This window comes from Pantanalinema rosaneae CENA516 (genome assembly GCF_050753385.1).
GTDB classification, from domain to species: domain Bacteria; phylum Cyanobacteriota; class Cyanobacteriia; order Leptolyngbyales; family Leptolyngbyaceae; genus Pantanalinema; species Pantanalinema rosaneae.
This window is the reverse complement of record NZ_JBLZFZ010000008.1, coordinates 1-14,465: the sequence shown is the minus strand read 5'-3', so window position 1 is coordinate 14,465 and position 14,465 is coordinate 1. Positions and strand designations below refer to the sequence as shown.

Genomic DNA, 14,465 nt, shown 5'->3' with positions numbered 1-14,465 from the left:
CTTGAAAAGTTAGCGATCGCTAAAGGGATCTTAGAGATACTGAATGAACTCTAAAATCCCTGTTGTTAGCAATTTAGAGAATGGTTAATTCGGTGATTAATCTAACTCTTCTTCACCAATGTCTGCCAATGCTACAGGAGCGTGTTCTGGTGTGCGTAGATCATCGACCAGATTTTGGATTTCCTCGGGTGGGGGTGGGGTAAAGCGAGATACGACCAGGGTGACAATGAAGTTCAGAATCATCCCGACGGTGCCAAAGCCTTCAGCGGAAATGCCAAACCAGGGAGCCATGCCACCGAATTTGACACTAACCACGTAAATGCTCGTGACAACTAATCCCGTGATCATACCCGCGATCGCGCCTTCCCGGTTTGTGCGTTTATCAAATACCCCCAGAATAATGATTGGGAAGAAGCTAGAAGCCGCTAGACCGAAGGCAAGGGCAACCACCTCTGCCACAAATCCGGGAGGATTAATGCCAAAGTATCCGGCAACCACGATCGCAATCCCAACCATAATCCGACCAATAAATAACCGCCTTGCCTCCGAGGCATGGGGATTAATCATGCGGTAGTAAACATCATGGGCAATGGAACTGGAAATCACCAGCAATAAACCCGAAGCGGTAGACAGGGCGGCGGCTAACCCTCCGGCAGCAACCAGAGCAATCACCCAGGGCGGTAGTTTTGCCACTTCGGGAGTTGATAGCACGACAATGTCACGATCGATGGTAATTTCGTTGGTAGCTTTATCGGGAGTTAGTTGGAGTCGTCCATCCCCATTGATATCATCAAACGCCAGCAATTTAGTTTTTTCCCACTTGGTTGCCCAATCAAGTTCTTGAACTTGTGCAATGGTCTGATTATGTAAGCTACCAATCAAGTTATAACGGGCAAACGCAGCCAGGGCGGGAGCCGTGGTGTAGAGAATCGCAATCATTAGCAGTGCCCAACCTGCCGATCGCCGCGCCGCTTTAACATCGGGAACGGTATAGAACCGGACAATGATATGGGGTAATCCCGCCGTTCCCACCATCAGCGCGATCGTGAAAAACAGCACATCGATCATCGGTTTCGTCGCAAACGGCTGGGTATAAGCCTGGAACCCTAGCTCTGTCTGGATGCCATTTAGCCGCTCCACAATGTCACTAAAGGCAAAACTCAGTTGAGGAATGGGATTACCCGTTAGCAGCACTGAAATAGCGATCGCCGGAATCAGGTAAGCAATGATCAGCACACCGTACTGCGCCACTTGTGTCCAGGTGATGCCCTTCATACCACCCAGAATGGCAAAAAATGCCACAATCACCATGCCGATGACGACTCCAGTATTAATGTCTACCTGGAGAAAGCGACTGAAGACAATGCCAACACCGCGCATTTGCCCTGCCACATAGGTGAGGGAAACAAAGATTGCGGCAATTACTGCCACCAACCGGGCCACCCCAGAATAGTAGCGATCGCCAACAAAATCGGGGACAGTGTACTTGCCAAATTTACGCAGATAGGGAGCGAGTAACAGGGCGAGCAACACATAGCCACCCGTCCAACCCATCAGGTAGATCGAACCGTCATACCCCAAAAACGAAATAATGCCAGCCATGGAAATAAATGACGCGGCTGACATCCAATCTGCTGCGGTTGCCGCACCGTTTGCCAGGGCAGGAACCCCCTGATCGGCAACAAAAAATCCTTTGGTATCTCGCACCCGAGAGTGCCAACCGATGTAGATATAAACGATGAACGAAAGAATGACTAAAACAATAGTCCAGGCTTCTGCTGACATTGCTGATCCTTAAAATGAGCGAAAATTGCAAGAAGTTTTAAGAGGTTGTTTGAAAAGTCACGATCGCTACCTGAACTGCCCCCTAGCCCCCCCATCCTGAGGGGAGCCGGATTCATAGTCTTCCAGAATATAGCCTGATGCCATTGTAAACAGGGGGCTTAAAGTCCTATGGGCATATCAGAGAAGGGGACGAGTGCAATCGCTTTTGATACCTTTAAAGCATCCTCTTACGGCTTGAAGTTGGAAATATCGGTTTCAAAGCACAACGATTTAACAGTCACCGAAATAACGTGCTGTTTCTGTCAAAGGCGGCTAGATTTGCACCTATTTAGTTAGAGGGATCTGTGCTCTCCGGATCTTTTTGTAGTGCTGCTTGCCCATTTCTCAAATATTTGCGCTCAATTTTTTCCATCTGATGGGCATAGACAAAAATCAAGATAACAAATACATAAATGGAGCCTTGCTGTGCCATCCAAAATCCCAGAGGTACGCTACCCAGCCTGATCGCGTTAAGCGGCTGTACGAAGAGGATGCTCATCCCGATCGAGACAACTGCCCAAATAATTAACAAATTGCGAATTAAAGTGGTATTCGCTCGCCAATAAGCTTGTCTTTCGTTTTGATTCATGGTTTTACAGTCAATAAGCTTCGATACCCTGAAACAGAAATCTCATCACACAAAAAGACCATCCAGAGCATCAAGTGCTTGGAACGATTCTTGCTCAGATGTTAATTAGGGTGTTAGAAGCGATGGGAATTCAATATGCAAAGTTTATCGCGCTCTGTGGATCCAATGATTAAACTTTTGTAAAAAATAACATCAGTAGAAAAATCTGTAAGAACCCTGTGGACTGGATTTTACCCACCTTGTAAAGTCCTATCATCTAGGGCTAATTCGCTGAAATTCTCAATAGCAATTTTGGACTGACGTTGATAACAGCAAGTTGATGCTCAAGGGTTCAAGTGATTGCAGTGCTAACAACTGTTTTAGTAGTAGAGGTACTGAAAAAGAAAATCACTAAGCTAACAGTCTGCTGTGGAACTGTTACAATCGTCGAATGTCATTTCACAGCAGGTTTAAGGTGGTTGAGCAAGCTTAATGATTAATTGTTCTGAACCTGCCTGAGCTACCGCATCATCACTGATCTTAGAAGATGGGCGATCTCCAGGAAGTGCTAAAACGACAAAAAATCGTTAACGACGACATCAATCTGATAAGGACGACATCAATTCGTTAACGACGACAGATAAACTGTTATTCGACAATTCGACAAATCGGGATGACTGGATTCGAACCAGCGACCCCTTCGTCCCGAACGAAGTGCGCTACCAAGCTGCGCTACATCCCGTTGCAGCAATCCTGTACTAGGGTAACACATTCTTATCCAGGTTTAGAGTTTTAGGGCAGCAAAAGTTTGATCTTAGATGGGTGATGCCACGATCGCCTTGATGCTTCTCGGCTAGACCTGTCCCTTGATAGACTGAACATATAGATGTTCATGGGATACGCGTGTGGTTGTCAAGCCAGAATGGTTACGGGTGAAAGCCCCCCAATGGGAGCGGGTGGGTAGCGTCAAGGAAATCCTGCGGGACTTGAGGCTAAATACCGTTTGCGAGGAAGCGTCTTGCCCCAATATTGGCGAATGCTTCAACAATGGCACTGCCACCTTTTTGATCATGGGACCTGCCTGTACCCGTGCCTGTCCCTACTGTGATATTGATTTTGAGAAAAAGCCGCAGCCTCTGGATCCGACCGAACCGGAACGGTTGGCGGAAGCGGTGCGGCGGATGCGGTTAAATCACGTTGTCGTGACTTCGGTTAACCGGGATGATTTGCCCGATGGGGGAGCCGCCCAATTCGATCGCTGCATTCGTGCCATCCGATCCGCCTCACCGGGAACGACGATCGAGGTGCTGATTCCTGACCTGTGTGCCAATTGGCAGGCGTTAGAACTCATTACCCAAGCTAACCCAGAAGTTCTGAACCACAATACGGAAACCGTCTCCCGGTTGTATCGGCGGGTGCGTCCTCAGGGTAACTACCAGCGATCGCTGGAATTGTTGCGCCGAACTCGTGAACTTGCTCCCCAGATTTATACCAAAAGCGGCATTATGGTGGGTTTGGGAGAGACGGACGAGGAGGTGAGACAGGTGATGCGGGATCTGCGATCGGTCGATTGTGACATTCTGACGATCGGGCAATATCTCCAACCCAGCCAAAAGCATTTGGGAGTGGTGGATTTTATTACCCCAGAACAATTTGCAGCTTGGACAAGCTATGGGGAATCGATTGGGTTCTTGCAGGTGGTGGCTTCCCCGCTCACCCGTAGTTCTTACCACGCAGAACAGGTGCGATCGTTAATGGAACGGTATCCTCGCTAATGTCATCTCAAACGATCGCAGTGATTGGGGCAGGAGCCTGGGGATCGACACTGGCAACGCTGGCAGTCCACCGGGGACATACGGTACGGGTCTGGTCACGTCGTAGCCCTGAAAGTTTATCGGTGGTGCTGGATGGAGTCGATATGGTGATTTCGGCTGTATCGATGAAGGGAGTGCGATCGGTAATTGAGCAAATTCAGCCAGCGGCGCTCCGTCCAGACACGATCATTGTTACGGCAACGAAAGGGTTGGATCCAGAATCCGTGAGTGCCAACTCGTTACCCTTGCTCCCCTCGCAACTCTGGCAGGCTGCCTTGCCCCACCAGGCGATCGCCGTGTTATCCGGCCCAAATCTTTCCAAGGAGATTGCTCAGGGTTTACCGGCGGCGACGGTGGTTGGCAGTGATCATCTGGCAGCGGCGGAAGCCGTACAAACCGCGTTATCGTCTGCCAGTTTTCGCATCTATACCAATCCCGATCGTCTGGGGGTGGAGTTAGGCGGCACTTTAAAGAATGTGATTGCGATCGCAGTGGGCACCTGTGACGGCTTACAACTGGGGACGAATGCCAAAGCTGCCCTGGTGACACGCGGATTGGCAGAGATTATTCGGATTGGGACGGTCTGGGGGGCGAAGCCGGAGACCTTTTATGGGTTGTCGGGATTAGGCGATCTACTGGCAACCTGTAATAGTGCCCTCAGTCGCAATTATCAAGTGGGATTTGGCTTGGCTCAGGGGCGATCGCTGGCTCAGGTGCTGGCAGATTTACAAGGGACAGCCGAAGGGGTGAATACAACGGGAGTCTTGATCCAACTGGCGGCGCAGCAGAATATCGTCATGCCCATCTCGCAACAGGTCGCTCAACTACTGGATGGGAGTATTACTCCCCACGCCGCCGTGGAAGCCTTAATGCAACGAGAACATAAGCCGGAAATTAACTAAGGCTTACAGAGCAATCAAATTGGTAATTGCTTCGATAGAGGCGAAGTATGAGGGCTTCAAATATTTGTTGCAAAGAGATTAAATCCGCTCAGAGAACTGGCTTTATTAACCTGTGATTGAACGGAGTCTACGAACAAAGACTTGATGAAGTTGGCGGCAGTGTGTGCAAAAACGTCAGGAAATTGCCTTAGAAGTGATGTAGGTTAACCTAGCACCTTGATGTAAGTCACCGACCCCCTTTTACCTTGTCTTTACAATGGCTGCAATTCCCAAAATCAGGAGTTTCTAAAGGCAACCTAATTTCGCAGGCTCAATTTGTCCGGGTGCGTCATTCTACTGCGGGTCAAAAGGTTGCTAGTAGACCTCGAAATGTCATGGGTTCCGAAACTAAACCATATTACGGAACTGTAAATGATGTTCTTTAGTCCTGATTAATTGGGAACACTATCAGCAAGCAGCCGACGAAGCCATTCTTACCTGGAGCAACTGAGACGAGCACTATGCCAGCATCATCTTTTTACGCTGAAGCAGGATACGACGAAGCCCTGTATGCCCAGGGTTTACCCGCAGATCTATCGAACAATCAAGGGCAGATGGTAGACGACTTAATCAGTCTCGACATGGAAGATGGTGATCCAGCCATGCTCCAACGTAGCACAAGTCGTCGGACAACTGACCTGGTGCGGTTGTACCTCCAGGAAATTGGTCGGGTGCGGTTACTCGGACGCGACGAAGAAGTAGCAGAAGCTCAACAGGTACAGCGCTACATGGCATTACTAGAACAACGTCAGCAAGCGGCGATCGACGTTGGTGGTGCGATCCAGCGCTATGTAGAAGTGATGGAAACCAAAGCTCGTCTGACGGCACAGATGGGATATAGTCCCTCGCTCGATCGCTGGCTGGCTGAAGTTGGGCTGACCCGCGAAGAATTGAAACAAGTTCGGACTGAGGGTAAACAGCATTGGGCACAGATTGCCGGATTAGCCGTTGAAGAACTGGAAAAAATTCAGCGAGAAGGGATTCGTGCCAAAGAACACATGATTAAGGCAAATCTGCGCCTGGTGGTGTCCGTTGCCAAAAAATATCAAAATCGCGGTTTGGAACTGCTGGATTTGATTCAGGAAGGCACTTTGGGTCTGGAACGCGCCGTCGAGAAATTTGACCCAACCAAAGGCTATCGCTTCTCTACCTATGCGTACTGGTGGATTCGTCAGGGCATTACCCGCGCGATCGCCACTCAAAGCCGCACGATTCGCCTGCCGGTTCACATCACCGAAAAACTGAACAAAATTAAAAAGGCGCAACGCAAAATTTCCCAGGAAAAAGGTCGAACCGCGTCGATCGAAGACATTGCGATTGAACTGGAAATGACCGCTCCCCAGGTGCGGGAAGTGTTGCTGCGAGTGCCGCGATCGGTGTCCTTAGAAACGAAAGTGGGTAAGGAGAAAGACACGGAACTGGGTGATCTGCTGGAAACCGAAGAAGTGTCTCCCGAAGATACCCTAATGCGGGAAGCCCTGCGGCGGGATTTACAACAACTGCTGGCAGACCTGACCAGTCGCGAACGGGATGTGATCCAGATGCGGTTTGGCTTAGGGGACGGGCAACCCTACTCGCTGGCAGAAATCGGTCGGGCATTGGATCTGTCGCGGGAACGGGTTCGGCAGATTGAAGCGAAAGCGCTGCAAAAACTACGGCAACCCAAGCGGCGGAATCGGGTGCGGGATTATCTGGAGTCGCTCAGCTAATCATAGGGTTGGCTAACGCCTGAGCAGAAGTCGGCTCAACTTTCAGGCTAACTAAAGTAACGATCGTTGAGAGTTCTTTCCAGATACCAGGAGAGAACTCTTTTAATTTGAGGTGGTCGATCGCATTAGGAGATTCTGAAAAAAACATTACCCCTGTACGGGTTTAGCATTCGGTAGAGCATCTTTGACTGATCTCGAAGGTTGTTGACCGAATGCCAAACCCCTACAATTTATGGGGATAAATCCTTCTGGAAACGACCTTAGGGGTGGGTTTTGCCGTGATCTGAATCGTTGAACCGATGACAGATTGGCTAAACCCGCCTCTATAGGGTGATTGTGAACGTTACGCCATTGGCACTTTCGCCAGACTGCGACCCACACCTGCCACGGCTCCCGGTGCATAGAGGTGAGTAACATAATCGGCGATCATGCGATGGGTGTTGAAGGCAAGGGAATTGGTTTTAATCGATGCCTTCATCATCTTGATCCAACCGTGGGGAATGCCGTTGGCATCCTGGTCGTAGTAGAGGGGTGCGATCGTCTCCTCCAACAATTGATAGAGCGAGTCAGAATCAATTTTGTCCTGAAGCTCTTGATCGCTGGTATGGGCATCTTTGCCGATCGCCCAACCATTCGTGCCCTTGCCCGTGGCATCAATTTGGTAGCCTTCACACCACCAGCCATCCAGCACACTACAGTTAATGCCGCCGTTAAAGCAGACCTTCTGCCCACTGGTGCCCGAGGCTTCCAATGGACGGCGGGGATTGTTTAACCAAACATCGACCCCCTGAACGAGCTTGCGGGCGGTGTGCATGTCGTAGTCTTCGATGAAGGCGACACGATTGACGATCGCCGACTGCTTACACCATTCCATCAAGCGTTGGATGATCCGTTTACCTTCTTCATCGGCGGGGTGCGCTTTACCCGAGAAAATGATTTGAACGGGGCGATTCGGATTACCAAAGATCTTGAGAGCTCGCTCTGCATCTCGCAGCAACAACGCTCCCCGCTTGTAGGGGCTGAAACGACGGGCAAAGCCGATCGTCAGCGCTTTAGGATCGAGCATATAATCCACGGCTTGAATACTGCTGGCATCCTCACCCCGATCGTGGCGAGACTGCCGGAGTTTGAACCGGGTATGGGCAATTAACCGCTCCTTGAGAACCTGATGCCGCCACCAAATCTCTTCATCCGGGATTTGCTCTACCTTTTCCCATAGTTGGGGATCGAGCACTTTATTCTGCCAATTCTCGCCCAGGTATTGACAGAACAAATCATCGAATAATGCCGATGTCCAGGTGGCCGCATGAACGCCATTGGTAATGTAGCCGATCGGGACTTTTTCTTCCGATCGCTCTGGGTACAACACATTCCACATCTGGCGGGAGACTTGTCCATGCAATTCGCTGACTCCATTGGCCGCCCGACACAGACGCAGGGCTAACACGGTCATGCCGAAGGGTTCCCAGGGATCCCCTAGCCGCCGCGCTCCCAGTGCCAGGAATTGTTCACGGGAGAGTCCCAATTGGGGCCAGTATTGGGCGAAGAAGGAGTCCATTAGATCGGCTGAGAACACATCATGTCCGGCTGGAACGGGCGTATGGGTGGTGAATACGCAACGATCGCGGACAGAGGCTTCGATGTCGTAGAACGATTTCCCGGTGCGTTGAATTTCTAGCCGCGTTACTTCGAGCAGGCAGAAGGCGGCATGTCCTTCATTCAGGTGATAAATTCCGGGTTCAATACCAAGCGCTTGCAGGGTTCGTACTCCGCCGATGCCCAAAATAATTTCCTGGGCAATGCGGGTTTCCTGGTTGCCGCCATACAGGTGTCCGGTTAACCAGCGATCGATCGGATCATTGTCTTCCCGATCGGTGTCCATGAGATACAAACTGACCCGACCGACCTGCACCCGCCAGATTTGAACTTTGACATTGCGTTGGCGGACATGCACCTCGATCGTGATCGGTTCACCCTCCGCATTCCGCATCAGTTCCAGGGGCATCCGTTCAAACGGATTGTCGATGTAGTAGTCTTCTTGCCAACCCTGGCGGTTCAGGCGTTGGTGGAAATAGCCCTGGCGGTACAGCAGCCCCACCCCGACCATCGGCACACCTAAATCGGAGGCAGATTTCAGGTGGTCGCCTGCCAAAATCCCTAAGCCACCGGAATAAACGGGTAGCGATTCGTGTAAACCAAATTCGGCACAGAAGTAAGCCACCGGGTGTTGCTGCGAAATTTGGGGAGCAACTTTGCTAGCCCAGGTGTTTTCACCGGCCATGTAGCGATCGAACTTTTCCGCTACTTTTTTCAAGCGCTTAGCAAACAGGGGATCAATGGAAAGCTGGGTCAGACGCTCAAAGGAGACTGACTCCAATAGCATGACCGGGTTATGCCCGCACCGTTCCCACTCATCCGGATTAATGTTCTGGAATAGCGAAATCAGGTCAGGAGTCCAGCACCACCAATAGTTATAGGCCAGATCTGCCAACCGTTTCAGCGATTGGGGCAGTCGGGCACTCAAGCGATCGGCAGGCTTTACAGAAAGGGTATTCACCATATCACGTCAAATGCGTTTGGAATCACTGCAATAGAGTCTAGACAGACCAGAAAATTCACGCAATATTTCACACCAGTAGACTGTCTGCGCTCTGAATTCTTTGAACCTATCCCTGAGTGGCGATCGCCCGAAGATTCGAATAATTCGAGCGAACCAAAGTCAGCGACATCTGCACTATAGCTTGCCAGGATTCAGCCCATGATCAGGCTTTCTTTAGATTATTTGCAGTTTCACGGATTCAGTGATCACTGTAAAACGGCTGAATCCCCAAACCATGCTCGGTTCTGGGGCAATGTTCTGACAGCCCAAAAAACTTTGCAACATTTTGTCTTGATTGATACGCCCGATCGCCGTCGGTGGTGAACAGCTAGAGCGGCTGAGTCCGAGCTATTCTGCGATCGCTGGCTCTGGGGCAGAGACGGAGACGGAAACCTGAGCAGATGGAATAACCGGATTCGCACTGGTAGGAGTCAACGGTTGCATAACGGCGATCACTTGGCGAGGGTAATCCACAAACCCAAAGGTTGGCGCAGGACTGTCGGTATCCCCATTACTGGTGCGCCACTCTTGCTGATAGGCAGACTGACTGAGGCGCAGAATTTTGAACTGTCCCAAGCGATCGCGGGTGGCTACTTCCTGCGATTCCTGTTGCGTCAATGGCATCACTGCCACCTGAATTCCCGTCACTTCGGCATTGGGCTGGAGTAGGTGACGCACTGCCGGAGAGACATCCTGGGGCAGTTCGCTCAGGGCAACTGGCAAATTATTGGGTGTAGCACTGGGGCTAACCGTTGGTGCTAGTTGCCTGGGAACAGCTTCTAGTAAGCGATCCCCTGGCATGGTGACGGTGGATGGATTGGGATTGAGTGCTAATTCGGCATTACCGGGATCGGGATTCGTTACCGTTTGCACCGTTGGCATCGGGAAATTACTGGCGATCGGGGTAACGCTGGGCTGGGTAGCATTCGGAACCAACGACTGACCGGCATTCGCAATCTCGGCAGCGAGCGGTTGAACTGGGTTAGGATTGGCAGCGTTCGAGGCTGACAGGGGAGCGGTCAAGCTTTCTGGTGGCGAAATTGGGTTAGCCGCGATCGCGCCATTAGTCACTAGATTGCTGGGATTGGGCTCCGTAGGCTGGAGTAAACCCGATGGCGGTGCATTCAGAACATGGCTGACAGTGCCCATGTTTTGGTTAGACACTGGACTGTTCTGAACCGGAGTTAATGCCTGTTGTGTGTTTGAGTCCAGAGCCGCGATCGTGGGTGCAGTAGGGAACTGCGGTTCAGGTAAGGAAAAAGCTGCCTGGGTCGCTTCCAACTGGGAGCCGGATAACTCGGGTAGAACTGGGATTGGGGCTGTGGGTTGGGCAAGTTGAGCCGTGGATTGTTCGAGTTGAGCGATCGCCGGGGAGGGGGACAGCGAAAATTGTAAGGGTGATGATGTCCCCGCGATCGTTTCGGGCGTGGTTGGCTGAGGTGTTGCTTGGGTGCCGCCAGCATTGTGCGGCTCAGGGATTTGAGAGAGGGGGGGCGGGGGGAGGGGGGGCTTCTTGGTATCTGGCTGGTTTGGGCTGAAGGCATCTATGGCAGCCATACCAGAAGCCAGAGTCGCTAACAATCCGGCTCCGACCAATCCAGTACGCACCAATTTTTGCTGAAGCGATCGGGGGGCTTGCTCTGAGCGGTAGGCAAACTCGTCCGCATCTGCCAAATAATAGCGGAAGTAAGTCAGAGGTCCTTCAATACACCCGTCATCAGGAATCACTGTGATATCGGTAGGCAATGCCGATATAGAGTCTGAACCGTTTTGTTCAGGATTCCCGATTGGGTTGGAGTGGCTCAGGCTGGCTACCTCAGCTTTGACAATTGCCCTTTCCTCAGAGTTCAACGGTGCAATCATGCGGTTCAAGTTCCCAGGTTACAAGGTCAGTACTCATCATCGGACTGTGCTAATCCGTGACTCGGTAAGAGTTCAGGTGAGAAGTGATTAAACTGACGTACTTCCAGGTAATGTGGCTAAACAGAGGGATTCTGTCTGACTAGTTATTCAAATCGTCTGGTTCAGGTCAGGACAATTTTGCGAGATATCACTGAGAATTCAGATCTTCTACCCTCAGATAGAGGATCAGGATCGTTGGGGATTTAATTTCCGGTCTTTTTGCTTTCAAGTCCGCCAGGTGAGAGGATGTTTTAAAAGTATCAAAACGATTGCACTAGCCCCCTAAATCCCCCAATTCTGGGGGACTTTGAATCCGGTTCCCCCCAGAATTGGGGGGTTAGGGGGGCAGTTCAGGTAACAATTGTGACTTTTCAAACGCCCTCTGAGCGCTTCCTGAAAAACTCGGATTTTATTTCCGGCTGATTCCGGCATAATCGGTTGCAGGTGCAGTAAGGAATGAGCCGATGACCCTAGAACTCCCCGTTCTCCGCTTTGGCGATGGTATTGACTACCCCGAATATCGGGACGCTGTGAGGAAGCTGCAAACTGCATTAGGTGTGCCTGCGGATCAAATTGATGGGTTATTTGGGCGGGGAACGGAAACTGCGGTGAAGCTGTTTCAACGTCATAATGGCTTGATTGCCGATGGCATTGTAGGTGACAAAACCTGGGCGGCGTTACTGAAGCAACCCGTTCAACCACCTGATCCCTCTATACCGCAACCTAACACACCGATCGTCAGAACAGCGATCGGCGCATTTAATCTGGACAAGATCGTGGCATCAATTCCCTATGCTGATGTGCGAACGATCGCCCGCGCCACCTTGCCAATCATTCTGCACCAATGTCAGTCAGATAGCGTGACGGATCCGGCGCATATTGCTTACATCCTGGCAACGGCGGAACATGAATCGCGGTTAGGGTTGTGGATGGAAGAGTTTGCCAGTGGTTGGGAGTATGAAGGTAGTTGGGATTTGGGCAATACCGAATCCGGCGATGGCCCCCGCTTCAAAGGACGAGGATTTGTCCAACTCACCGGACGAAAAAATTATGTCACCTGGAGCGATCGCCTCAAGATGGATTTAGTCCGGTATCCGGAGCGAGTCATGCAACCGGAAATTGCGGCTCAAATTCTGGTTCAGGGCATGCGGGATGGGCTGTTTACTGGCAGTAAGCTGAGTGACTACATTCGCTCTGGGAACCGAGATTTCTACAGTGCCCGTCGGATTATTAATGGCTTAGATCGAGCCAGCCAAATTGCCGCGATCGCCGAAGAGTATCTCAAGATCTTGCCATAGGGAGGTCGAGCAATCACTGTAAGCTAAAAGCTGACCGCCGATTGTCGATCGTCATGCCGATTTGGGAAATTGATTTTTACCGTCGTCCTCTCCAGGATGAACAGGGTAACGAGTTGTGGGAACTGCTAGTCTGTAACCCCGAAGGAACGTTGCAGCAGGTTGTCAATTGTCCCCAGTCTCAAGTAAATGCAGATTGGGTAGCGGCTCAATTACAACACTGGCTGGAGGCAGGGTGCGATCGTCCAGATGTCATCCGTGTCTTTCGTCCCCAAACTCTGCATTTATTAGAGCCTGCCTGTGAACGCCTGGGGATCTCCGTAGAACCGACCCGCCGCACTCCCACCCTAAAACGTTGGTTAGTTGAGCGATCGCAGCTTTACCCTACCTTTCCTGGCTACAATCATCAACCTTACCAACCATTGCATCTGGATCAACCCCCGCCTGTTCCCTTAAGCGAAAATCTCTGGGGCGATCGCTGGCGATTTGCGACGCTGCCTGCCGGAGAGTTAATCGACTTTGGAACGGGGTATCCAATTCCGATCCTAGAAATGCCAGAATTTCTATTGCCGTTAAACCTGGGGTTAGCTTCTACGGCCGCTATTCCCGGCATTGTGATTGATGGGGGTCGTCGATCGCTGCCCTTAGCCCAATGGTTACAACAAGCCCAGCCGATTGCCCTCAACTATGTACCGGGTGCGCCCGATGGCTTGATTCTGGAAGCCGGACTGGTCGATCGTTGGGTAGTGGCGACTTTTGAGGATGCTGATGTGAAAGCCGCCGCGCAATTATTTGAACAGCGGAAACAAGCCAGCCAGGGTTTGCATTTCCTGTTAGTCCAACCGGATGACTCAGGCATGACCTATACCGGATTCTGGCTCTTGAAGGCGGAAGGTTGATGCGATCGGGGTCTAGTTTCACTGATAGAGTAGCTGAAAGTTGATCAACGGCTTCCTATGACTGACCCTCTGCTTTCTGTGAATAATCTGCGAGTTGCCTATCCGCGTCAACGCCAGGGTAGTGAGCAGTCAGGACAGTCGAGTCAATGGGCAGTCGATGATGTTTCCTTTACTCTCCAAGCTGGGGAACGGTTAGGGCTAGTGGGTGAGTCAGGCTGCGGTAAATCGACGTTGGGACGGGCGATCATGCGATTGTTGCCGGACGCTGCCCGGATCGAAGGACAAATCATGTTTGACGGTCAACCTGTATTAAATCTAAGTCCAACGGCGTTACGGCGATTTCGGGGAGAAGCGATCGCCTTGATCTTCCAAGATCCCATGACCCGCCTGAATCCCTTAATGACGATCGGGGATCACTGCCTGGAAACCCTAAGATCGCACCATGCCCATCTCTCCAAACGCCAAGCCAAGGAACGAGCCATCGCGGTACTGGAAGCCGTCAAAATTCCTCCGAATCGCTGGTCACAATATCCCCATGAATTCAGTGGTGGAATGCGGCAACGGGTGGCGATCGCTCTGGCATTGCTACTGGATCCCAAAATGATCATTGCCGATGAGCCAACCACCAGTTTGGATGTCACCGTTGCCGCCGAAATTCTGCGAGAATTAACTCGGCTTTGCGTCGATCGCCAAATGGCACTCCTGATCATTTCCCATGATCTGGCAATGATTGGCGAATACTGTGATCGCATTGCGGTCATGTACGATGGCAAGTTTGTCGAAACAGGCACTACCGACTTTGTATTACGTCAGCCGCAGCATCCCTATACGCGATCGTTGTTGGAAGCCGCGTTGCATATTCAGGCGGTGGGTCGGGATGGGGGAGGTAGGGAAGCTGTCTCTTATACACATCT

General features: G+C 51.2%; 12 protein-coding genes and 1 tRNA gene. 7 read left to right on the top strand and 6 right to left on the bottom strand.

Annotated features, from left to right (window positions below):
- Positions 1–96: 96 nt before the first annotated feature.
- From ACN4EK_RS06090 to ACN4EK_RS06080, 3 genes are all read right to left on the bottom strand, one after another.
- Entirely contained in the window at positions 97–1,785 is a 1,689-nt protein-coding gene (locus ACN4EK_RS06090; RefSeq protein WP_431656645.1) for a sodium:solute symporter family protein, read from the bottom strand.
- Between the two features lie 328 nt (positions 1,786–2,113).
- Positions 2,114–2,413: a DUF4212 domain-containing protein gene (locus ACN4EK_RS06085; protein WP_431656643.1), complete on the bottom strand. Its 300-nt coding sequence runs from the start codon at positions 2,411–2,413 to the stop codon at positions 2,114–2,116.
- A gap of 647 nt (positions 2,414–3,060) precedes the next feature.
- Positions 3,061–3,134 (bottom strand) — tRNA-Pro (locus tag ACN4EK_RS06080).
- A 163-nt stretch (positions 3,135–3,297) separates the two neighbouring features.
- Between ACN4EK_RS06080 and lipA the strand changes: the two genes are divergently transcribed.
- From lipA to sigC, 3 genes are all read left to right on the top strand, one after another.
- Positions 3,298–4,167 carry a lipoyl synthase gene (gene lipA, locus ACN4EK_RS06075; RefSeq protein ID WP_431656641.1) on the top strand — a complete coding sequence of 290 codons (870 nt, stop codon included), beginning with the start codon at positions 3,298–3,300 and terminating at the stop codon, positions 4,165–4,167.
- Positions 4,167–5,108 (top strand): NAD(P)H-dependent glycerol-3-phosphate dehydrogenase, encoded by a 942-nt coding sequence (locus ACN4EK_RS06070; RefSeq protein WP_431656639.1) that lies wholly within the window; start codon positions 4,167–4,169, stop codon positions 5,106–5,108. The genes lipA and ACN4EK_RS06070 overlap by 1 nt, the downstream gene beginning before the upstream one ends.
- Positions 5,109–5,608: 500 nt before the next feature.
- The gene (gene sigC, locus ACN4EK_RS06065; protein ID WP_431656637.1) at positions 5,609–6,856 is read left to right on the top strand and encodes an RNA polymerase sigma factor SigC; all 1,248 of its coding nucleotides are present in this window, start codon (positions 5,609–5,611) and stop codon (positions 6,854–6,856) included.
- Here the strand turns inward: sigC and ACN4EK_RS06060 are convergent.
- On the bottom strand, positions 6,849–7,004 hold the full coding sequence (locus tag ACN4EK_RS06060) for a hypothetical protein (protein ID WP_431656635.1): 156 nt from the start codon (positions 7,002–7,004) through the stop codon (positions 6,849–6,851). The two genes, sigC and ACN4EK_RS06060, sit on opposite strands and share 8 nt — an antisense overlap.
- A gap of 195 nt (positions 7,005–7,199) precedes the next feature.
- On the bottom strand, positions 7,200–9,416 hold the full coding sequence (glgP, locus tag ACN4EK_RS06055) for an alpha-glucan family phosphorylase (protein WP_431656633.1): 2,217 nt from the start codon (positions 9,414–9,416) through the stop codon (positions 7,200–7,202).
- A 198-nt stretch (positions 9,417–9,614) separates the two neighbouring features.
- Here glgP and ACN4EK_RS06050 point away from each other — a divergent pair, with 198 nt between their 5' ends.
- The gene (locus ACN4EK_RS06050; protein WP_431656631.1) at positions 9,615–9,779 is read left to right on the top strand and encodes a hypothetical protein; all 165 of its coding nucleotides are present in this window, start codon (positions 9,615–9,617) and stop codon (positions 9,777–9,779) included.
- Positions 9,780–9,803: 24 nt separating this feature from the next.
- Here the strand turns inward: ACN4EK_RS06050 and ACN4EK_RS06045 are convergent, their stop codons facing one another.
- Positions 9,804–11,318, bottom strand: a complete 1,515-nt coding sequence (locus ACN4EK_RS06045) for a hypothetical protein (protein WP_431656629.1) — start codon at positions 11,316–11,318, stop codon at positions 9,804–9,806.
- Positions 11,319–11,821: 503 nt separating this feature from the next.
- Between ACN4EK_RS06045 and ACN4EK_RS06040 the strand changes: the two genes are divergently transcribed.
- The 3 genes from ACN4EK_RS06040 to ACN4EK_RS06030 form a co-directional block, all read left to right on the top strand.
- Positions 11,822–12,655: a peptidoglycan-binding protein gene (locus tag ACN4EK_RS06040; protein WP_431656627.1), complete on the top strand. Its 834-nt coding sequence runs from the start codon at positions 11,822–11,824 to the stop codon at positions 12,653–12,655.
- Between the two features lie 53 nt (positions 12,656–12,708).
- Positions 12,709–13,551, top strand: a complete 843-nt coding sequence (locus tag ACN4EK_RS06035; protein WP_431656625.1) for a Tab2/Atab2 family RNA-binding protein — start codon at positions 12,709–12,711, stop codon at positions 13,549–13,551.
- Positions 13,552–13,608: 57 nt separating this feature from the next.
- The coding region (locus ACN4EK_RS06030) for an ABC transporter ATP-binding protein (protein WP_431656623.1) at positions 13,609–14,465 on the top strand (857 nt) is incomplete at its 3' end.

Coding starts and splice junctions, on each gene's coding strand:
- ACN4EK_RS06090 (WP_431656645.1), bottom strand. CDS start 1,785: ATGTCAGCAGAAGCCTGGACTATTGTTTTAGTCATTCTTTCGTTCATC.
- ACN4EK_RS06085 (WP_431656643.1), bottom strand. CDS start 2,413: ATGAATCAAAACGAAAGACAAGCTTATTGGCGAGCGAATACCACTTTA.
- ACN4EK_RS06070 (WP_431656639.1), top strand. CDS start 4,167: ATGTCATCTCAAACGATCGCAGTGATTGGGGCAGGAGCCTGGGGATCG.
- sigC (WP_431656637.1), top strand. CDS start 5,609: ATGCCAGCATCATCTTTTTACGCTGAAGCAGGATACGACGAAGCCCTG.
- ACN4EK_RS06060 (WP_431656635.1), bottom strand. CDS start 7,004: ATGTTTTTTTCAGAATCTCCTAATGCGATCGACCACCTCAAATTAAAA.
- glgP (WP_431656633.1), bottom strand. CDS start 9,416: ATGGTGAATACCCTTTCTGTAAAGCCTGCCGATCGCTTGAGTGCCCGA.
- ACN4EK_RS06050 (WP_431656631.1), top strand. CDS start 9,615: ATGATCAGGCTTTCTTTAGATTATTTGCAGTTTCACGGATTCAGTGAT.
- ACN4EK_RS06045 (WP_431656629.1), bottom strand. CDS start 11,318: ATGATTGCACCGTTGAACTCTGAGGAAAGGGCAATTGTCAAAGCTGAG.
- ACN4EK_RS06040 (WP_431656627.1), top strand. CDS start 11,822: ATGACCCTAGAACTCCCCGTTCTCCGCTTTGGCGATGGTATTGACTAC.
- ACN4EK_RS06035 (WP_431656625.1), top strand. CDS start 12,709: ATGCCGATTTGGGAAATTGATTTTTACCGTCGTCCTCTCCAGGATGAA.